Below are 18,360 nucleotides of genomic sequence, written 5' to 3'. Positions count from 1 at the left end.
TGCTAGCTCTTCATCGAGGAGTGGTACAAGGTGCTGACGACCGGTGAGAGGGCGTTCGCGGACCTGGTGTACGCCGACCCGGCGTGGGTGAGCGCGGAGTTCGAGGCGATCATCGACGCCAACTTCGGTACGACACCGAGACCGCGTCACCACCGCCCCGCGGCCGCCGTCGGGTTCGCGGAGCCCGCGGCACTGCGAGGGGTGTGGCGCACCGGGTCCGCGAGGTCGCGGCAGCGATCTCCCCCGGCCGGATGAGGCAGTCGCGTTCTCGTCCAGCCGACGCGGGAAGGAGCCCAGACACAGGGGAAGGGGCGGCAGACCCGGAGGTCTGCCGCCCCTTCCGCGTGGTGGGAGCTGGTCTTCTAGGCGGCGAGGTCGGCGCCCGCCGGTTCGAGCAGGAGCTGCGCCACGCCGAGCTGGCGGGCCGCGGCGCGCAGGTCCTTCACGACCTCGGCGACGTCGCGGCCGAGGTCGCGGTCGGCGCGTGCGGCCAGCTGGGCCGCTGCCGAGCTCAGCTCGGCGCTCCTGAGGCTGATCTCTTCCACCGCCGCGCGCAGTTCTCCGGCGGTCAGCGGGGCGCTCATCCGCGCCACGCCAGCTTCGTCAGCATGTCCTTGCCGCGTTCGGCGCTGCGCGGGTGGCTCAGCACGTCGTAGCGGCCCGCGACCAGCTGCGTGGTCGAGGCGAAGTCGCGCTTGCCGCGTGTGGCCGCGTAGCGCATGGCCGACGAGGCCAGGCCGAAGGCCGTACCGACGAGCAGACCGGTGACGATCGGGGCGATGGCGCCGCCGGTCGAGAACAACCCGAGCAGCAGACCGACGAACAGACCGAACCAGGCACCGGACGCGGCGCCGGCGCCGAGCACGCGACCCCAGGTCAGGCGCGCGGTGACGCGTTCGACGATCATCGGCTCGACACCGACGATGGTGACGTCGGCGACCGGGAAGTCGTTGTCCGCCAGGTGGTCGACGGCTCGCTGCGCCTCTTCGTAGGTGGCGTAGGACCCGATCGGCCAGCCGCTGGGCGGGGTGGGCAGTGCGTTGACGCCGGTCGTGGCTCCAGCGGTGAACGGAGTCGCGGTGGTCATGTGCAACACCTCCGATGTGCGATCCCCTACATCTATTAGTACGAATGTGCGGGCACGGGTGTTCCTGAAGTTGAGCCGATGTGACTCAGCTCCCTCTCGGTGAGCGCGATGTCCAGCGACTCCAGTGCCGCACCGAGGTCCTCGACCTCGACCCGCTCCGGTTCGGCGCCCGCGCGGTCGACGGTGAGCGTGCGGCCGACCAGCCGCCGGCTCAGACCGGGTTCCAGGCGCATCACGACGAGCTGGCCGCTGAACGGCGACCTCGGGTGCGTGGCCACGTAGTAGTTGGCCGCCAGGTAGTCGACCGGCAGCTGCTCGACGTCGTCCTCGAACGCGTGCTGCAGCTCCCAGCCGTCCGCGGTCTGCTTCTCCAGCACCCAGCGGCGTTGCGCACGCCGCAGCCGGTGCGGCCACCCCGCCTGGTCCACGACCGCGCCGTCGCGCAACGGCATCGGGTGCAGCATCCCCGCGCCGAACCCGACGTCGGCGAGCTGACCGTCCACGATGGACATCATGTGCGTGCGCGGGCCGGTCCTCACCCGGCTCATCCGCCGCTGCACCGTGTGCCCGAGGCGTTCCAGCACCGCCGTGAACAGCAGCTGGTGCTCGAAGCAGTACCCGCCGCGGCGGCGGTGGACGAGCTTGTCCTGGATGTCGGCCATGTCCAGCGACGGCACGAGACCCAGCATCACGTCGATGTTCTCGAACGGAATGGCGCGCACGTGCGCCTCATGCAGCTCCGCGAGCGAGCTCGACGCGGACGCTCCCGTGCGCTCCAAGTACGCGTCCACGTCGACGACGTCCGTCTCCCACATGCGTGACCCCCTTCGGCTGTGAACCCCTCGCCCACCCCAACTCGATCACGCCGACTCCCATTCCTGGCGGGTCAGCTCGTACTCGACGTCACCGTGCTCGGCGCCGGGCAGCGGCTCGTCCCACTGCGGGAACACCGTGCGCACGTACCGCAGCCCGCATTTCCGCATGACCCGCCGCGACCCGGCGTTGACCGCCATCGTGGTCGCGACGACCCGCTGCGCCCCGCATGCGCGGAACGCGTGCTCGACCAGCGCCCCGGCCCCCTCGGTGGCGTACCCGCGGCCCCAGCAGTCGCGGCGCAGCCGGTAGCCCAGCTCGAACACACCGGCGCCGGTGTCCCCGAGCTCGAACCAGCCCAGCCACCGCCCGGTGCGCCGCTCCACCGCCGCGTGGAAACCGCCGGCCAGGTAGTGCTCGACGGGCGCGGGGTCGAGGAACCGCATCACCTCGGGGTCGGCGTGCAGCCGCCGCAGGTCGTCCACGTCGGACTCGGTGAGCGGGCGCAGCGTCAGCCGTTCGGTCCGCAGGCGTTCCACACCGGCATCCTGTCCGGCCTGTCCACCGGATTACGGCTGGGTCGCGCGCAGGGCGAGTGCGGCGACCAGGCGCAGAGGTGTCCTGCGGAGCAGGAAGGCGGTGAGCTTGTTGAGGTGCCCGTCGACCACGGCCGGTCCGCGGCGCTCCAGTGCGGCCAGCGCGGTGCGGGCGACCTGGGCGGGATCGCGCTTCCCGTGGCCGGGCCGGGCGTTCATCGCCGTCCGCGTCGGTCCCGGGCTCACCGCGACCACGCGGACGCCGCTGGAGCGCGTCTCGGCCCACAACGCCTGCGTGAAGGACAGGACGTAGGCCTTCGACGCCGCGTAGGCGGCGAGCACGGGCGCCGGGGTGTAGGCCCCGGTGCTCGCGATGTTGACGACCGATCCGCGGCCCCGCCGGACCATCCCGGCGACCACGAGCGCGGTCAGCTCGGTCAGGGCACCGGCGTTGAGGTCCACCAGCCGGCGCAGGGCGGCGGGGTCGCTGTCGGCCACCAGCGCACGTGAGCTGGTGCCGGCGTTGTTGACCAGCATCTCCACCTCGACACCCGCCTCCCGCACGACCTCCAGCAGGCGGTGGGGAGCGCCGGGCTCGTCGAGGTCGAGCGGCACGCACCGCACGACGACACCGTGCCGCTCGCGCAGTCCGGCGGCGGTCTTCTCCAGCCGGTCGGGATCGCGGGCCACCAGCACCAGGTTCGCCCCGTGGCCCGCGAGCGCGTCCGCGATGGCCTCGCCGATGCCGCTCGACCCGCCGGTGACCAGGGCGTGGCGGCCCTTCATCTCGGATGCCGTTGTCATGGCGGCTAACCTAAACATTGACGTCAACGTGAAGGTCAAGCCGACGGCCGGGAAGGCGGGACGTGATGCGCATCGGAGAGCTCAGCCGGGCGACCGGCGCGAGCACGCGGGCTCTGCGCTACTACGAGGAGCAGGGACTCATCCGCAGCGAGCGCCTGCCCAACGGGTACCGCGACTACGGGCCCGAGGCGGTCGGCGTGGTGGAGTTCGTCCAGGACCTGCTCGCCGCCGGGCTGTCCTCCAGGGTGCTGCGCGACGTCGTGCCCTGCGTGGGCGGCGGCCACGAGAGCACCGCGTGCTCCGACCTGCTCGCCCTGGTTCAGCAGGTCCGCGATGACCTGCTGAACCAGGAGCGGCGCATCCGCGCCCGTCGGCAGGCGCTGGAGCAGTACCTCACCGGCCGGCGCAGCCCGCGCGGCAGCACCGGTCTGACCGGTGTGCCCGGGACTTCGGCCTGACCGTCTCCGGTGCCCCCGGCGTCCGATGTGGTGGCCGTGACCGGGGTCACGGCAGGCCTGCCCTCGTGCGGGGCGCAGGAGGGCGCGATGGCAAGATCCTCGCGTGCCGATCGATCAACAGTCCGGCAGTGCAGAGCCGGCGACCGAGGTGTTCGCGAAGATCACGTCAGAGGAACCGAAGGCGGCACCCGCGCCGGCGCCCGTGCGCCGACGCAGGTCGCTGTCGCGGCGGCTCGCCCGCCGCATCCTCGGCCCTACTCTGATGACCAGGAAGGACTGAGCTCACTACCGGTCGGGGACCTGGCCGAGCCCGCCGCACGCGCGGCAGGCGGTCCGGTCCTCGTTGAGCCCAGATCCATGGCAACGGCTGCACTCCTTCACAGGACGACAGTGTCCGCTTCTACTCCGAGTGGCCGCAGCCGCCGAAAAAGGGACCCCTTGGCAATAATGGGTGAACCCCATCGTTCACGCTCGGTGACGACCCGGTGATCAGGCCGGGGTGGACGGTCCCGCCGGGATCTCGTTGGCACGTGCGACGTTCCCTGCGACGATGCCGCTGCGCTCGGCCGCCGGGACCCGCCACCAGCCCGAGCAGCCGCGCGGGCACGGGTGTGACATCTCCTGCACGACAAGGCCTTCGTCACCGAACACCGGCTGTTGCCACGACATGGTCCCCGACCCCGCGCACAGCAGGCAGGTGTCCTCTTCATGTTCCACCAGTGGTGATTACTCCACACTCGACACCGCGGGCAATCGCTGGATCGAGGGGAGAAGCGGGCATGGCGGTAGCGGTCGTGACGGGAGCGGGTTCGGGTGTGGGGCGTGCGGCGGCGCGCACCCTGCTGGCCGCGGGGTTCCGGGTGGCGCTGGCCGGTCGGCGCGCGGACGCGTTGCGCGAGACCGCCGAGGGCTTCCCGGACACCGCGCTGGTGGTACCGGCCGACGTGTCGCGTGAGGACTCGGTGAGCGCTCTCTTCCAGGCGGTGGTGGACTCCTGGGGCCGGGTGGACGTGCTGTTCAACAACGCCGGCACCACCGTGCCGGCCACACCGGTCGAGGACTTCGGCCTCAGCGCGTGGGAGGAGGTCGTCGGGGTGAACCTGACGGGCGCGTTCCTGTGCGCACGGGAGGCGTTCCGGGTGATGAAGACCCACGGCGGCGGGCGGATCATCAACAACGGCTCGATCTCGGCGTCGGTGCCGCGCCCGCACGCGGTGGCCTACAACGCGACCAAGCACGCGATGACCGGGCTGACCAAGTCGTTGTCGCTGGAGGGCCGCGCGCACAACATCGCCTGCGGGCAGATCGACATCGGCAACGCGGCCACCCCGATGACCGAGCGGATGGGCCGGGGCGTGCTGCAGGCCGACCTCGAGACGCGGCCGGAGCCGACGTTCGACGTGCGGCACGTGGCCGACGCGGTGCTCTACCAGGCGCGGTTGCCGCTGGAGGCCAACGTGCAGTTCATGACCGTGATGGCCACGGCCATGCCCTACATCGGCCGGGGTTAGACCGCGGCATCAGATCGGCAGGGGCTGGGCCTGGTACATGCCGCCGCCGCGTTCGAGCAGGCCGTGGTCGACGAGGTAGCGGCGGAGGGTGACGTGGTCGACCTCTCCCCCGTCGCACCACGCCCGCAGCCGTTCGTTGACCTGCTTCTCGTCGTAGTACTCGCGGGCGGTGAAGGCGCGTGCGGCGACGTGTTCGAGGATCTTGCGGCGGCGTTCGGCCGCCACCGGGAGCGAGATCAGCTTGTCGCCGCGCACGAACGGCGCGAGCCCGTCGGCGGGCATCGCCTCGGTGAGCGTGGCGGCGAGCGGCTTGAGGTCGGCCGGGCGGGCCGGTTCGCCCTCGACCAGCCCGGCCTCGCGCAGCTTGAGCAGTGCGACGCCCGCGTCCTTGACCTTGAGCCCGGACGCGGCGGCGACGTCGGCCAGCGTTCCCGCGCCGAGGACGACGGCGGCGAACGCCCGCAGCCTCGACGGTTCGGCCAGTGCGCGCACGACGTTCTCGGGGGTGGTCATGTCTGCGAACCTAACCACCCCGTCCAGCCGTTTACCGGGACGGCGCCCCTGTCCAGTCGCTCATCGGCCGACCGGTCCCCGCGCCAGGCTGTCGGCGAGGTAGGCGGTGAGGTCCGGCTCGTCGGTGTCGAGCACGTGCCGCACCCAGGCCCTGCGTTCGTGTTCGAGCGGCGGCAGCTCCCAGACGCAGCCGATGAGGTCCTTGGGGATGACGCTGAAGCGGGTGAGGTCGGGGTCGGTGGAGCCGAGGAACGGCTGGTCGCCGGAGACGGCGGTGCGGCAGTGCAGGACGTTGTCCCAGACCCAGTTGTAGGCGTTGAGGTACATGCCCGCGGCGCTGCGGTGCAGCACGGTGACCGTGGCGGGCGGGGTGGGGTCGGCGAAGTCCGGGTAGATCGTCGGCAGGAAGTCGTACGCGGCGGCGCGGACGTCGTCGGTGATCTCCAGTCCGGGGGTGACCACCTCGTACCGCTTCACGTGTCTGCCCGCGACCACCAGGGGTTCGCGCACCGTCAGGTTCTTCTCGTAGAACGCCATGCGTCGAACGTATGAGCCCACTGCTGACACCTTGTGGCAGTGTATTTCTGTGCGTGCGAGCCGGTTGGTGTCGTTGCTGCTGTTGTTGCAGGCGAAGGGGCGGATGACCGCGCAGGCGCTGGCCGACGAGCTGGAGGTGTCGGTCCGCACGATCTACCGCGACGTGGAGTCGCTGCACGCCGCCGGGGTGCCGCTCTACGGCGACGCGGGCCCGGCGGGCGGCTACCAACTGCTGGAGGGTTACCGCACCCGGTTGACGGGCCTGACCGAGCAGGAGGCGGAGTCGCTGTTCCTGGCCGGGTTGCCGGGTCCGGCGGCGGAGCTGGGTCTGGGGGCGGCGGTGTCGGCGGCGCAGCTGAAGCTGATGGCGGCGTTGCCCTCGCCGATGCGCGACCGGGCGGCACGGATGGCCACGCGGTTCCACCTCGACGCCCCTGCCTGGTACTACGACCCGGAGCGGTCGCCGTTCCTGGAGCTGGTCGCCGACGCGGTGTGGCACGCGCGGCTGCTGGAGGTCTCCTACCGGCGCTGGCAGGCACCGGAGGAGGTGACGCGGGTGCTGCGCCCGCTCGGCCTGGTGCTGAAGGCGGGCCGCTGGTACCTGGTGGCGCTGGGGTCCTCGCGCATCTCGACCTACCGGGTGGCGCAGATCCAGGCCGTGCGGGCGCTGGAGGGGACGTTCGAACGCCCGGCGGGTTTCGACCTGGCGGCGCACTGGGCGGCGTCGCTGGAGGACTTCCAGGCACGCCAGCACACGGGGTCGGCGGTGCTGCGGTTGTCGCCGCGCGGCTGGGAGTCGTTCGCCGTGCACGTGCTGCCGGTGGTGGCGCGGGCGGCGGAGGACTCGGCGGTGCCCGACGGCGGGTGGACGCGGGTGACGATCCCGATCGAGTCGGTCCCGCACGCCACGGGGATGCTGCTGCGGCTGGGCGCGGAGGTGGAGGTGCTGGAACCGGCGGAGCTGCGCGAGCGGGTCACGGCGGTGGTGCGGGACCTCGCAGCGCTGTATGCGCCAGGTGGTGCCACAGGTGTTTCCTGACCTGCGGGTCGGCGTCGGCCTGCGCGAGGACCCACGGGTCGATGACGCCGTCGACGGCGATGCGCAGTCCCAGCTCCACCGACTCGGGCGTGCGGAAGCCCGGATCGAGGTCCGTTGTGGACATCCGGAACCCGCTGTGCCACTCGACGCGGGTGTCCAGGGCGTGCGCGGCGTCCTCTACCTCGGTGCCGCGGAAGGACGGGTCGAGCACGACCGCCTCGACGTCGGCGAGGGTGACCGGGCCGTGGACGTGGGCCTCGACGTAGTCGTCGAGCAGGTCGCGGTGGCCGGTGAGGGCGATCAGCGGCATGTGCCGCGCGGTGCCGAAGTCGACGGGTTCGAAGACGCTGTCGGGGTAGCAGAACGTGCTGCGGTCGAGGGTGTTCTCGGTGAGCCGCAGGTGCGCCGAGCCGAACCGCGGTGCGCCGCCGAACTCGCTGCGGCGGTGGTTGAGCGCCCCGTACTTGGGGCGCGCGGCGGGTGGGGCGTGGTCGTAGGCGCCGCCGAACAGGCGGCTCTCCCACTGCCAGCGGGCTCCGCCGGGGTGGGCGGTGAGGCCGCCGTTGCCGGTGCCGGTCTCGAACTGGGACCGGTAGACGCCGTCGCGGGCGAGGGCGGCCAGGACCCCGTGGCCGGGGTGGAAGTTGAGCGTGATGCGCAGGTCGCGCGGCACCGGCGGTCCGGTGAGGCCGCGGAAGTTGTCGGTGCCGGCTGCGACCAGTTCGGGGTCGGAGTCGCGGTACAGCCGGCCGGTCATCATCTTCTGCTTCTCGGTGATCACCCTTCGAGGGTGCCCGAACGCAGCAGTGCGCGGGCGCGGCCGGCGGCGATCTCCATCAGTGCCACGAGCTCCTCGGCGGCGAACCCCGGTGGCGCCTCGACCGCGAGCACCACAGGTGTGGTGGCCGGGACGCCCGGTCGTGCGGGCAGCTGACCTGCGGCGACGTCGGAAACCACCACAGGTGTTCTGGTGCCGACGGGTCCGGCGACGCGGGAACGCAGTGCGTCGAGCAGTTCCTGTTCGGGTTTGCCCTTGAGCAGCAGCAGGACGAACGGGTCGGCGTCGAGCAGCCAGCCGACCTGGAAGGCCAGTGCGGCGGCGTGGCGGCAGGGCAGCTCCCAGCCGGGGCAGTCGCAGTCGGGGTCGAGGTCGCCGATGCCGGGCAGCAGGTCCACGCCGACGTCGGCGGCGGAGGCGACCAGGGTGCGGGGCATGTCGTTGTCGAGCAGGGCGGCGATGTGACCGGACTGCTCGGCGACGCGGTCGAGGAACCGTCCCCAGTGGAGCTCGGTGAGCTCCGGGACGTGCACGGTGGTGCTGTAGACGGTGTCGTCGTCGTGGACCTGGGCGTGCAGGCGGCCGGGGCTGACGGTGATGGGACCGACGACACCGGCGTGGGCGTAGCGGCGGCCCATGCGGATCACGGCGGTGTCGAGAGCGGTGTCCTCCAGTGCCTTCACCCACGTCTTTCCCCACCAGGTGGTGGCGACGCGGCGCTTGGTCTTCGGGAACGCGGCGAACCCGCGGGCGGTCATCGGGTGCTCCTCAGTTCGACGAGCTCGGCGAGTTCGGCGTCGGTCAGTTCGGTGAAGGCGGACTCCCCCGCGGTGAGCACGGCGTCGGCCAGGGAGCGCTTCCGCGCCAGCAGTGCGGCGATGCGTTCCTCGACGGTGCCCTCGGTGACGAGCTTGTGGACCTGCACGGGCCGGGTCTGGCCGATGCGGTGGGCGCGGTCGGTGGCCTGGTCCTCGACGGCGGGGTTCCACCAGCGGTCGAAGTGGATCACGTGGTCGGCGCGGGTGAGGTTGAGCCCGGTGCCGGCGGCTTTGAGCGACAGCAGGAACACCGGGGCGCGACCGGCCTGGAAGTCCTCGACCATCTGCTCGCGCCGGGCGACGGGCGTGCCGCCGTGCAGGAACAGGGTGGGGGCGGTGATGTGCTGTTCGAGCAGGCGGGCCATGGCGGTGTACTGGGTGAAGACCAGCACGGAGCCGTCCTCGGCGAGGATCGTGGCGAGCAGCTCGTCGAGCAGCTCCAGCTTGCCGGAGCTGCCCCGCAGCGTGTCGTGGCCCAGGTACTGCGAGGGGTGGTTGCAGATCTGCTTGAGGCCGGTGAGCAGTGTGAGCACCAGGCCGCGGCGGGCCATGCCGTCGGCGGTGGCGATCCGGTCGAGGGTCTCGCGGGTCAGCGCCTCGTAGAGGGCGGCCTGCTCGGTGGTGAGCGAGACGGGCAGGTCGGTCTCGGTTTTTGCGGGCAGCTCGGGTGCGACGCCGGGGTCGGACTTGCGGCGGCGCAGCAGGAACGGCCGCACGACGCGGGCGAGCGTGTCGTCGGGCTCCGGCCAGCGGGCGCGGAACGCGCGGTGCGTGCCGAGCAGGCCCGGTGTCGTCCAGTCCAGGATGGACCACAGCTCCGACAGCGAGTTCTCCACCGGTGTGCCCGACAGCGCGACCCGCGCCGCCGACGGGATGGCGCGCAACGCCGTGGCGGTGCCGGAGTGCGGGTTCTTGACGTGCTGGGCCTCGTCGGCCACGACCATGCCCCACGTGTGCTCGCGCAGGACCTCGGCGTCCAGGCGCATGGTGCCGTAGGTGGTGAGGACGACGCCGTGGCCGGGCAGTGTCCGGTGTGGACCGTGGTAGCGGGTGACCGGCACGCCGGGTGCGAAGCGGTGCAGCTCGCGTTCCCAGTTGCCCAGCAGTGAGGCGGGGCAGACGACGAGCGTCGGTGCGTCGAGGTCTTTGTGCAGGTGCAGGGCGATGAGCGTGATGGTCTTGCCCAGGCCCATGTCGTCGGCCAGGCAGGCACCCAGGCCGAGGGAGGTCAGGTGCGCCAGCCACCGCAGGCCGTGCAGCTGGTAGTCGCGCAGGGTGGCGCGCAATGCCGCGGGCTGGGCGATCTCGGGGATCTGCGTGACGGTGCGGGCCAGGTCGTGCGGGGCGACCTCGACGTGTTCGCCGTCGATGACCGCGACCCCGGTGAGGGCGGCGGTGACGGCCTGGACCGCGGGGATCGGCGCGAGCCGTGCGCGGGCCTTCTTCGCGAGTGCGGGGTCGAGCAGCACCCACTGGTCGCGCAGCCGCACGACGGGGCGGCTGGCCTCGGCGATGAGGTCCATCTCGGCGGCGGTGAGCGGGTCGCCGCCCAGGGCGAGCTGCCAGTCGAACGTGAGCAGCTCCCCGGCCGTGAACTGCCCGCTCGCCTGGCCGATGACCGCCCTCGCGGCCAGGGTGGTGTTGAGCTCTCTGGGCCAGTGGACCTCGATGTCGCTGCCCAGCAGCGAGCCGACCTCGTCGTCGGTGAGGTCGAGGTGGTGCGGGGAAGCCTGGTCGAGCAGCCGGTGCAGCGGTGTCCAGCTCGACCGCCGGATCGCCTTGATGGCGTCGAGCTCGCGCCCGGAGCCGGCGACGTCACGGGGGTGGGCGTCGGTGACGGCGCGGACCTGCAGCGTCGCCCGGAAGTCCAGGTCCAGCCGCAGCGACAGGGTGATCTGCTCGTCGGCCCAGGCCTTCAGCTCGGGCACCGCGCACGGCTCGGCCGCCGCGAACGGCCCGTCGCCCCCGCGCGGCAGGGTGTCGGCGATCGCGTCCATGAACGCGCGCAGCTGGTCATAGGACCCGTGCGCGGCCAGCGCGCGCAGGTGCAGCTCGTCGGCGTGGTCGAGCGGCCCGATCCGCCACGTGTCGTGCCCGGAGGCGGTCACCCCGGGCACGATGCGGCCGCGGGCGACGAGGTGCAGCGCGGTGGCGGCGGCCACGGCCCAGTAGTCCTCACCGGCCAGCACCGCGGGCAGGGCGTCGAGCAGGGGTTTTCCGTCGAGCTGACCGAGGCGGGGCGGATCGGCAGGGGCGAACATACTCTGTACCGTACAGCATACGGTACGGTAGTGTCGTCGTCGTGATCGAACACACGGGCAGCGGTGACCCGGCACGGACGCTGGCGTTGCTGTGGCGCACCCAGGAGCGGACCAGCCGCAAGGGCAAACCGGACCTGAGCGTGGACCGGATCGTGCGGGCCGGCATCGACCTCGCCGACACCGAGGGCCTGCGGGCGCTGTCGATGCGGCGGGTCGCCGAGGCGCTGGGCGTGGGCACGATGTCGCTCTACACCTACGTGCCCGGCAAGGGCGAGCTCATCGACGTCATGGTCGACACCGTCCAGCAGGAGACCGGCCGCGTCCCGGCCGCGGGCTGGCGCGCGCACCTGGCGTCCGTGGCGCGGGAGAACCTCGCCCTGCACCGGCGGCACCCGTGGCTGCTGCAGGTGGCGCCGTCGCGGACGGTGCTGGGCCCGCAGGTGGCGGCCAAGTACGACTTCGAGCTGCGCGGCCTGGAAGGCATCGGCCTGTCAGACGTGGAGATGGACTCGGTGCTGAACCTGGTGCTGGGCCACGTGCACAACTCGGCGCGCGGGCTGACGGCGGCGGCGCTGACGGAGAAGGAGACCGGTCTGACCGACCAGCAGTGGTGGGACGCGGCGGCACCGGTGCTGATGACGGTGTTCGACCCGGCCCGCTACCCGGTGGCGGCACGGGTGGGCGGCGCGGTGGGCGAGCAGCACCACAGCGCGTTCAGCCCGGAGCACTCGTTCGACTTCGGCCTGGAGATGATCCTCGACGGCGTGGAGCGGCTGGTCACCACCCGCCAGGCAGACACCGGTGGCCGCTGACGCAACCGCCGTACGGGTGGCGGGGCTGATTCGCGCGGTTACGGCCTGGTGACACCTCGCACGTCCGGTCGCGAATTCGCACGCGGTGGTGCCCGGATGCCTACAGTTACGCCACGCGGCGTGGTGACGATCACCGGATCAGCGACCGCGCACCGGGCAGGCACGCTGCAGGGAGGGCAGATCGTGGTGATCGACGCGCACCCCCGGCAGGCGCTCGTGCGCCGGATCACCGGTCTGGCGCGGTCGACGCCGGGGCGGTTGAGCCTGATCATCCTGGTGCTGGCGCTGGCGAGCCTGGCCAGCGGCACCCTGACCACCTACGGCGTGGTCCGGCAGTCGCAGGCCCTCGACGACCTGTCGGCGCGGTCGGAGCCGCTCGCGCACGCCGCGCAGGAGGTGTACCGGTCGCTGCAGGACGCGGACGCGACGGCGGCGAGCGCGTTCCTGTCGGGCGGGCTCGAGCCGGTGCGGCTGCGGGAGCGCTACGAGAAGGACATCGCGCAGGCGCAGGCGGCGCTGTCGGTGGCGACGGCCTCCTCCCCCGAGCTGACGGCGACGCTGTCGGCGCAACTGCCGGTCTACACCGGGCTGATCGAGACCGCGCGCAGCAACAACCGGCAGGGCTACCCGGTGGGCGCGGCCTACCTGCGGCAGGCGTCGAACCTGATGCGCACCCAGCTGCTGCCCGCGGCGCAGCAGCTCTACGCCGCCGAGACCGGGCGGGTGACGCGGGCGCAGGACGAGGCGCGGTTCCCGGTGGCGGAGGCGGGGGTCGCGGTGCTGTTCGTGGTGGGGCTGCTGCTCACCCAGCGGTACCTGACCCGCAAGACCAACCGCGTGCTCAACATCGGGCTGCTCGTCGCGACCGGCGCGGCGGTGGTGTCACTGCTGTGGGTGACGACGGTGTCGTTGCTGGTCATGCGCGACGTCAGCGACAGCCGCACGGCCTCGCAGCAGGCCGACGTGCTCGCCCAGGCGCGAATCGCGACGCTGACCGCCCGCGGCGACGAGACGCTCACGCTGGTGGCGCGCGGCGCCGGGCAGACCTACGAGAAGAGCTTCGTGGACACCTCCGCGCGCCTCAAGGGGCTGCTGGAGCAGGCACGGCCCGGTGGCGGTGAGCCGGTGCAGCAGGCCGGACGGGCGTTCGAGCAGTGGCAGCAGGTGCACCAGCGGATCCGGGAGGCCGACGACGCCGGGCAGTACACCGAGGCGGTCAAGCAGATCAGCCTGCCCTACTTCGACTCGCTGGACCTCGCCCTGGTGCAGGCGATCGGACAGGCGCGGCAGGACTTCAGCGACGAGGTCGCGGTGGCGCGCTCGACGCTGGCGGGCACGGTGGTGGGGGTGCTGGTGCTGTCGCTGATCAGCGCGGCCGGGTCGACGACGGGACTGTGGCAGCGGCTCAAGGAGTACCGATGAGGCGGCTCGTGCTCGCGGCGGTGCTGCTGGCGGGGGCCTGCACGGGCGGCCCCGTCCCCAGCGAGGTGGTGCCCGAGGAGGTGCCGGCACCGCTGCCGGCGGGGGCGAGCACGGTGACGGGCGCCCCGACGTCCTCCCCCGGTCCGGCGCCGCAGTGCGACGCGACGGCGAGCCTGCGCCCGGGACCGCTGCCGCCCGCGGGGCAGATGCCGCAGGGCTCGGCGATGGACCGCATCCTCCAGCGCGGCCGGTTGATCGCCGGGGTGGACCAGAACTCGTACCTGATGGGGTTCCGCAACTCCTTCACCGGCGAGATCGAGGGCTTCGACGTCGACGTGGCGCGCCAGATCGCGCGGGCGATCTTCGGCGACCCGGCGAAGGTCCAGTTCAAGGTGGTCACGGCAGCGGAACGGATCGGGGTGCTGCAACGCGGCGAGGTCGACGTCGTGGCCAGGACGATGACGATCACCTGCGAGCGGCTGCGCGACGTGGACTTCTCGGCCGTGTACTACCAGGCGGGCCAGCGGGTGCTGGTGCGGCGCAACTCGGGCATCTCCGGTGTCGGCGCCCTGAGCGACAAGCGGGTGTGCGTGGCCACGGGCTCGACCTCGCTGGGCAACGTCGCGGGCAGGGCGCGCACGCTGGTGTCGGTGCCGAACTGGACGGACTGCCTGGTGATGCTGCAGCAGGGGCAGGTGGAGGCGATCTCCACCGACGACACGATCCTGGCCGGCCTGGCCGCGCAGGACCCCTACACCGAGGTGGTGGGGGCGCGGTTCACCGAGGAGCCGTACGGGGTGGGGGTGCCCAAGGGGCAGGAGGACCTGGTGCGGTTCGTCAACGGCGTGCTGGAGCGGATGCGTTCCGACGGCACGTGGGCGCAGACCTACCGGCGGTGGCTGGGCACGCTGGGCCCGGCCCCGCAGCCGCCGGTCGCGCGGTATCGGGACTGAGGAGGGCCGTGATGAGCGAGGACCTGGACCTGCCCGTCACCGGACCGGCGACGGCACCCGCGGAGCGCGGCACGGGACCCGCGACCTCCCCCGCCACGTCACCGGGGACGGCGCCGTGGTCGGTGTCGCAGCCGGCGGCGACGGGGTCGGGGCGGGCGCGGCGCACCTCGGTGCGCTCGATGAGCCGGGGCCGGCTGGGCGCGGGGCTGGTGGAGGTGCCGCGGGTGCCCTACCGGGACCCGACGACCGCGGTGCTGGCTGCCCCGGAGGTGCCGGAGGCGAAGCGGTTCTGCTCCCGCTGCGGCAAGAAGGTCGGGCGCACGCGGGAGGGCAGCCCCGGCCGGGTGCAGGGGTTCTGCCCGCAGTGCGGGCACCGCTACTCGTTCACGCCCAAGCTCGCACCCGGTGAGGTGCTGCACGACCAGTACGAGGTGCTGGGGTGCCTGGCGCACGGCGGCCTGGGCTGGTTGTACCTGGCGCTGGACCACGCGGTGAGCGACCGGTGGGTGGTGCTCAAGGGCCTGCTGGACTCCGGCGACGCCGACGCGATGGCGGCGGCGCTGGCGGAGCGGCGGTTCCTCGCCGAGGTCGAGCACCCCAACATCGTGAAGATCCACAACTTCATCCGGCACGCCGACCGGGAGACCGGCGGTTTGGTCGACTACATCGTGATGGAGTACGTCGGCGGCGAGTCGATCAAGGAGATGATCACCAGCCGGCGGCGGGAGGGCCGCGGGGACGAGGCGCTGCCGCTGGCGCAGGCGATCGCCTACGTGCTGGAGATCCTGCCCGCACTGGGCTACCTGCACGGGGTGGGGCTGCTGTACTGCGACTTCAAACCGGACAACATGATCCACACCGAGGAGCAGCTCAAGCTGATCGACCTGGGCGCGGTGCGGCGCATCGACGACCACCACTCCCCCATCTACGGCACGATCGGCTACCAGGCACCGGAGATCGGCACGATCGGCCCGTCGGTGTTCTCCGACATCTACACGGTCGGGCGGGCGCTGGCGGTGATGTGCTTCCCGTTCGACTTCCGCGGCACGTGCAAGGACCGGCTGCCCACCCCGCAGGAGCAGCCGCTGCTGGCGCGGTTCTCGTCGTTCCACCGGCTGCTGCTGCGCGCGACGCACCCGAACCCGGAGCTGCGCTTCGCCAGTGCCGAGGACATGGCCGAGCAGCTGACCGGTGTGCTGCGCGAGGTGCTGGCGATCGAGGACGGCGTGCCGCGGCCGGGCATGTCCAAGCAGTTCACCCCCGAACGCCGCCGCTTCGGCGTGGAGGGCGGCCTGGACCTGGTCGAGGCGGCGCTGGCGTTGCCGGCACCGAGCGTGAGCACCTCGGACGCGGCGGCCTCGTGGCTGGCCACGGCGGCGACGTCGGACCCGGCGGGGCTGCGCAAGGCACCGGAGTACACCGTCGAGGTGCGGCTGCGGATCGTGCGGGTGCTGATCGAGTCCGGTGACACCGCGGCGGCGCTGCGGGAGCTGGAGTCGCTGACGGTGCCGCCGCTGTTCGACGAACCGGACGTGGACCCCGAGGACTGGCGGCCGGACTGGTACCGGGGCCTGGCGGCGTTGCGCGACGGCCGCGCCGACGAGGCGCTGGGGTTCTTCGACGCCGTGTGCTCGGCACTGCCGGGTGAGGCGGCACCGAAGCTGGCGCTGGGGGTGTGCGCGGAGGCGACCGGGGACCTGGAGTCGGCGACGTGCTGGTACGAGCTGGTGTGGCGCACCGACCACGCGCACGTGTCGGCGGCGTTCGGACTGGCGCGGGTGCTGCTCGCGTGCGGTGACCGCGCGCGAGCGGTGCAGGTGCTGCTGTCGGTGCCCGACACCTCCTCCCAGCACCTGGCCGCCCAGATCCTCGCGGTGCGCGCGCAGCTCGGCGACTGCGCCGCGGAGGACCTCGTCGCGGCCGGGGAACGGTTGCGGGCCTTGGACATCGACCGCCACTCGCACACGCAGCTCGCGGCCGAGCTGCTGGAGGCGGCGTTCGACTACGTGACCCGCAATCACGCCGCCGAGGGCAGGGTGCTGGACTGTGCACTCTCCGAACACGAGCTTCGGCTGGGTCTCGAGCGGCGCTACCGCACGCTGGCCCGGTTCGCGGCCACGCCGGAGGAACGGATCGCATTGGTGGACCGCGCGAACGCGGTAAGGCCTAGGACGTTGGTTTGATGGACACCCTGAAGTGCCCGGACTGCTTCGCACCGATCGCCGCGGAGGACCGGTTCTGCGAGGCGTGCGGGCGCAACCTGCTGGTGCGGCGCACGCCGATCGGCGGACCGACCGGTCCCGCGCAGGCCTCGTGCATCCTGTGCGGATCACCCGACATCGACGACGAGGACTACTGCACCCAGTGCGGCCGGCACCAGCCGTCGGCGCGGGACCGGGTGGAGTACGCGCTGGGCGCGGTGTCGGGGGTGAGCGACCGGGGCAAGCGGCGGGCCCGCAACGAGGACTCGATGGCGTTCGGCCAGGTCGCGGGCGCCGGTGTGGCCGCGGTGGTGTGCGACGGGGTGGCGTCGTCCGAACGCGCGGAGCAGGCCTCGCAGGCCGCGGCCGACGCGGCGGTCGACGTGCTGCTCAACGCGTTGATCGAGGCCGCGGACGCCGAGCAGGCCATGGTGGACGCGGTGGCGGCGGCGTGCCTGGCGGTGGAGCAGCTGGTGGAGACCGACCCGGTCGAGACCGGTGGCCGCGGTGTGGCGCCCTCGTGCACGTTCGTCTCGGCGGTGGTGACGCCCTCGGCGGTGACGATCGGCTGGGTGGGCGACTCGCGGGCCTACTGGCTTGCGCAGGAGGGCTCCCGGCAGCTGACCGCGGACGACACGTGGGCGGCGCAGCTGGTGGCCGAGGGGGTGCTGACCGAGGAGCAGGCCCGCACCGACCGGCGCGCGCACGTGCTGTCGCGGTGGATCGGCGCGGACGCGGGCCCGGTGGTGCCGCAGGTGGTGACGTTGCGGCCGAGCACGCCGGGGACGTTCCTGCTGTGCTCGGACGGCCTGCACAACTACCGGCCGCTGCCGGAGGACCTGCAGCCGCTGCTGCCGTGCGGGCCGGAGGACTTCGTGAAGGTGGCGCTGGACGCGGGCGGGCACGACAACATCACGGTGGTGCTGGTGCCGTTCGTGCCCGGCGACTGACCGGGGTGATCGTCGTGGCGCGGGTTCGTCACCCCGGTGTTCGCGCAGGTCACGAACACCGACCGGCGCTGCTGAGATGAGCGGGTGCGCGGGGCGGTGTTGATCTCGGCGGCGGTGGTTGTCACCATCGTCGCCGTGGTCTTCGCGTTCCAGCGCAAGCTGGTCTACTTCCCGTCCCCCGGTCCGCTGCCGTCCGCCGAGGAGGTCCTGCCCCGTGGGCGGGACGTGCGGCTGGTGACGGCGGACAGCCTGCTGCTCGACGGCTGGCACTTCGAGACCCGTGACGCCCCGGCGACGGTGGTGGTGTTCCCGGGCAACGGCGGCAACCGGCTGGGCCGGGTGCCGCTGGCGCGGGCGCTGGTCGACGCGGGGGTGTCGGTGCTGCTGTTCGACTACCGCGGCTACGGCGGCAACCCGGGCACGCCCTCGGAGGAGGGCCTGGCGATGGACGCCCGCGCCGCCTTGGACCTGGTCGACGGGCCGGTCGTCTACTTCGGCGAGTCGCTGGGGGCGGCGGTGGCGGTGGAGCTCGCGACCTGGCGGGCACCGGCGGGGCTGGTGCTGCGCTCACCGTTCGCGTCGCTGGCCGAGGTGGGCTCGCACCACTACCCGTTCCTGCCGGTGAGGATGTTGTTGCAGGACAAGTACCCGGTGGCCGAGCGGGTGGCCGGGCTGGACGTGCCGGCGGTGGTGCTGCTGGGGACGGCGGACTCGGTGGTGCCGCCGGCGCAGAGCCGGGCGGTGGCCGCGGCGGCACGGGCACGGCTGGTCGAGGTGGCGGGCGCGGACCACAACGACGAGGTGCTGCTCTCGGGCCGCGAGGTGGTGGACGCGGTCGTGTCGGTCACGCCACGCGGCTAGGTCGTG

At 72.5% G+C, this 18,360-nt stretch carries 22 protein-coding genes; 11 read left to right on the top strand and 11 right to left on the bottom strand.

From position 1 onward, the window contains the following. Positions 1-30: 30 nt before the first annotated feature. Positions 31-255 carry a hypothetical protein gene (locus ACZ7CF_RS08260; RefSeq protein WP_458432286.1) on the top strand — a complete coding sequence of 75 codons (225 nt, stop codon included), beginning with the start codon at positions 31-33 and terminating at the stop codon, positions 253-255. A gap of 107 nt (positions 256-362) precedes the next feature. Here ACZ7CF_RS08260 and ACZ7CF_RS08255 read toward each other — a convergent pair whose 3' ends face one another. Genes ACZ7CF_RS08255 through ACZ7CF_RS08235 form a run of 5 tightly spaced genes read right to left on the bottom strand, consistent with a single transcriptional unit; the run spans position 363 to position 3,240 of the window. Then, the gene (locus ACZ7CF_RS08255) at positions 363-584 is read right to left on the bottom strand and encodes a hypothetical protein (protein WP_360394649.1); all 222 of its coding nucleotides are present in this window, start codon (positions 582-584) and stop codon (positions 363-365) included. Further along, on the bottom strand, positions 581-1,087 hold the full coding sequence (locus ACZ7CF_RS08250; RefSeq protein WP_360394652.1) for a YflT domain-containing protein: 507 nt from the start codon (positions 1,085-1,087) through the stop codon (positions 581-583). Before ACZ7CF_RS08250 ends, ACZ7CF_RS08255 begins: the two co-directional genes overlap by 4 nt. A gap of 35 nt (positions 1,088-1,122) precedes the next feature. Continuing rightward, positions 1,123-1,902, bottom strand: coding sequence for an arylamine N-acetyltransferase family protein (locus ACZ7CF_RS08245; RefSeq protein WP_458432288.1), 780 nt, complete (start codon positions 1,900-1,902; stop codon positions 1,123-1,125). Positions 1,903-1,947: 45 nt separating this feature from the next. Then, positions 1,948-2,439 (bottom strand): GNAT family N-acetyltransferase, encoded by a 492-nt coding sequence (locus tag ACZ7CF_RS08240; protein ID WP_470369239.1) that lies wholly within the window; start codon positions 2,437-2,439, stop codon positions 1,948-1,950. Between the two features lie 30 nt (positions 2,440-2,469). Then, positions 2,470-3,240, bottom strand: a complete 771-nt coding sequence (locus ACZ7CF_RS08235) for an SDR family NAD(P)-dependent oxidoreductase (protein WP_470369238.1) — start codon at positions 3,238-3,240, stop codon at positions 2,470-2,472. Between the two features lie 65 nt (positions 3,241-3,305). Between ACZ7CF_RS08235 and ACZ7CF_RS08230 the strand changes: the two genes are divergently transcribed. Both ACZ7CF_RS08230 and ACZ7CF_RS08225 read left to right on the top strand, forming a co-directional pair. Then, positions 3,306-3,698 (top strand): MerR family transcriptional regulator, encoded by a 393-nt coding sequence (locus tag ACZ7CF_RS08230; protein ID WP_470369340.1) that lies wholly within the window; start codon positions 3,306-3,308, stop codon positions 3,696-3,698. Between the two features lie 103 nt (positions 3,699-3,801). Continuing rightward, complete coding sequence (locus ACZ7CF_RS08225) at positions 3,802-3,978, top strand: hypothetical protein (RefSeq protein WP_360394664.1); 177 nt, start codon at positions 3,802-3,804, stop codon at positions 3,976-3,978. Positions 3,979-4,187: 209 nt separating this feature from the next. Here ACZ7CF_RS08225 and ACZ7CF_RS08220 read toward each other — a convergent pair whose 3' ends face one another. Continuing rightward, positions 4,188-4,415: a hypothetical protein gene (locus ACZ7CF_RS08220; RefSeq protein WP_360394667.1), complete on the bottom strand. Its 228-nt coding sequence runs from the start codon at positions 4,413-4,415 to the stop codon at positions 4,188-4,190. Positions 4,416-4,477: 62 nt separating this feature from the next. On the opposite strand from ACZ7CF_RS08220, the gene ACZ7CF_RS08215 reads away from it, so the two are divergent. Next, entirely contained in the window at positions 4,478-5,209 is a 732-nt protein-coding gene (locus ACZ7CF_RS08215) for an SDR family oxidoreductase (protein ID WP_360394670.1), read from the top strand. 9 nt (positions 5,210-5,218) lie between these two features. Here ACZ7CF_RS08215 and ACZ7CF_RS08210 read toward each other — a convergent pair whose 3' ends face one another. Next, the gene (locus ACZ7CF_RS08210; RefSeq protein WP_360394673.1) at positions 5,219-5,722 is read right to left on the bottom strand and encodes a DUF2087 domain-containing protein; all 504 of its coding nucleotides are present in this window, start codon (positions 5,720-5,722) and stop codon (positions 5,219-5,221) included. 60 nt (positions 5,723-5,782) lie between these two features. Further along, positions 5,783-6,259, bottom strand: a complete 477-nt coding sequence (locus tag ACZ7CF_RS08205; RefSeq protein WP_458432292.1) for a hypothetical protein — start codon at positions 6,257-6,259, stop codon at positions 5,783-5,785. 49 nt (positions 6,260-6,308) lie between these two features. Here ACZ7CF_RS08205 and ACZ7CF_RS08200 point away from each other — a divergent pair, with 49 nt between their 5' ends. Next, positions 6,309-7,298 (top strand): helix-turn-helix transcriptional regulator, encoded by a 990-nt coding sequence (locus ACZ7CF_RS08200; RefSeq protein ID WP_360394678.1) that lies wholly within the window; start codon positions 6,309-6,311, stop codon positions 7,296-7,298. Here ACZ7CF_RS08200 and ACZ7CF_RS08195 read toward each other — a convergent pair. Genes ACZ7CF_RS08195 through ACZ7CF_RS08185 form a run of 3 tightly spaced genes read right to left on the bottom strand, consistent with a single transcriptional unit; the run spans position 7,234 to position 11,155 of the window. After that, a complete protein-coding gene (locus ACZ7CF_RS08195) occupies positions 7,234-8,079 on the bottom strand; it encodes a DUF3626 domain-containing protein (protein ID WP_458432293.1) in 846 nt (281 codons plus the stop codon). The two genes, ACZ7CF_RS08200 and ACZ7CF_RS08195, sit on opposite strands and share 65 nt — an antisense overlap. Then, positions 8,076-8,834: an SWIM zinc finger family protein gene (locus ACZ7CF_RS08190; protein WP_360394685.1), complete on the bottom strand. Its 759-nt coding sequence runs from the start codon at positions 8,832-8,834 to the stop codon at positions 8,076-8,078. The genes ACZ7CF_RS08195 and ACZ7CF_RS08190 overlap by 4 nt, the downstream gene beginning before the upstream one ends. Beyond that, the gene (locus tag ACZ7CF_RS08185; RefSeq protein ID WP_470369237.1) at positions 8,831-11,155 is read right to left on the bottom strand and encodes a DEAD/DEAH box helicase; all 2,325 of its coding nucleotides are present in this window, start codon (positions 11,153-11,155) and stop codon (positions 8,831-8,833) included. The genes ACZ7CF_RS08190 and ACZ7CF_RS08185 overlap by 4 nt, the downstream gene beginning before the upstream one ends. Before the next feature lie 41 nt (positions 11,156-11,196). On the opposite strand from ACZ7CF_RS08185, the gene ACZ7CF_RS08180 reads away from it, so the two are divergent. The 6 genes from ACZ7CF_RS08180 (at position 11,197) to ACZ7CF_RS08155 (ending at position 18,354) form a co-directional block, all read left to right on the top strand. After that, positions 11,197-11,967, top strand: a complete 771-nt coding sequence (locus ACZ7CF_RS08180; protein WP_360394691.1) for a TetR/AcrR family transcriptional regulator — start codon at positions 11,197-11,199, stop codon at positions 11,965-11,967. A 120-nt stretch (positions 11,968-12,087) separates the two neighbouring features. Beyond that, positions 12,088-13,389 (top strand): hypothetical protein, encoded by a 1,302-nt coding sequence (locus ACZ7CF_RS08175; protein ID WP_470369236.1) that lies wholly within the window; start codon positions 12,088-12,090, stop codon positions 13,387-13,389. Further along, entirely contained in the window at positions 13,386-14,342 is a 957-nt protein-coding gene (locus ACZ7CF_RS08170) for a glutamate ABC transporter substrate-binding protein (RefSeq protein WP_470369235.1), read from the top strand. The genes ACZ7CF_RS08175 and ACZ7CF_RS08170 overlap by 4 nt, the downstream gene beginning before the upstream one ends. Positions 14,343-14,353: 11 nt before the next feature. Continuing rightward, entirely contained in the window at positions 14,354-16,525 is a 2,172-nt protein-coding gene (locus ACZ7CF_RS08165) for a serine/threonine-protein kinase (protein WP_470369234.1), read from the top strand. Then, the gene (locus tag ACZ7CF_RS08160) at positions 16,525-17,493 is read left to right on the top strand and encodes a PP2C family serine/threonine-protein phosphatase (protein ID WP_470369233.1); all 969 of its coding nucleotides are present in this window, start codon (positions 16,525-16,527) and stop codon (positions 17,491-17,493) included. Before ACZ7CF_RS08165 ends, ACZ7CF_RS08160 begins: the two co-directional genes overlap by 1 nt. 84 nt (positions 17,494-17,577) lie before the next feature. After that, entirely contained in the window at positions 17,578-18,354 is a 777-nt protein-coding gene (locus ACZ7CF_RS08155; protein WP_470369232.1) for an alpha/beta hydrolase, read from the top strand. The last annotated feature ends 6 nt before the right edge of the window (positions 18,355-18,360 follow it).

The organism is Lentzea sp. NPDC036955, assembly GCF_055608005.1.
The sequence above is the reverse complement of the archived record's forward strand: the minus strand, read 5'-3'. Positions and strand labels throughout refer to the sequence as shown.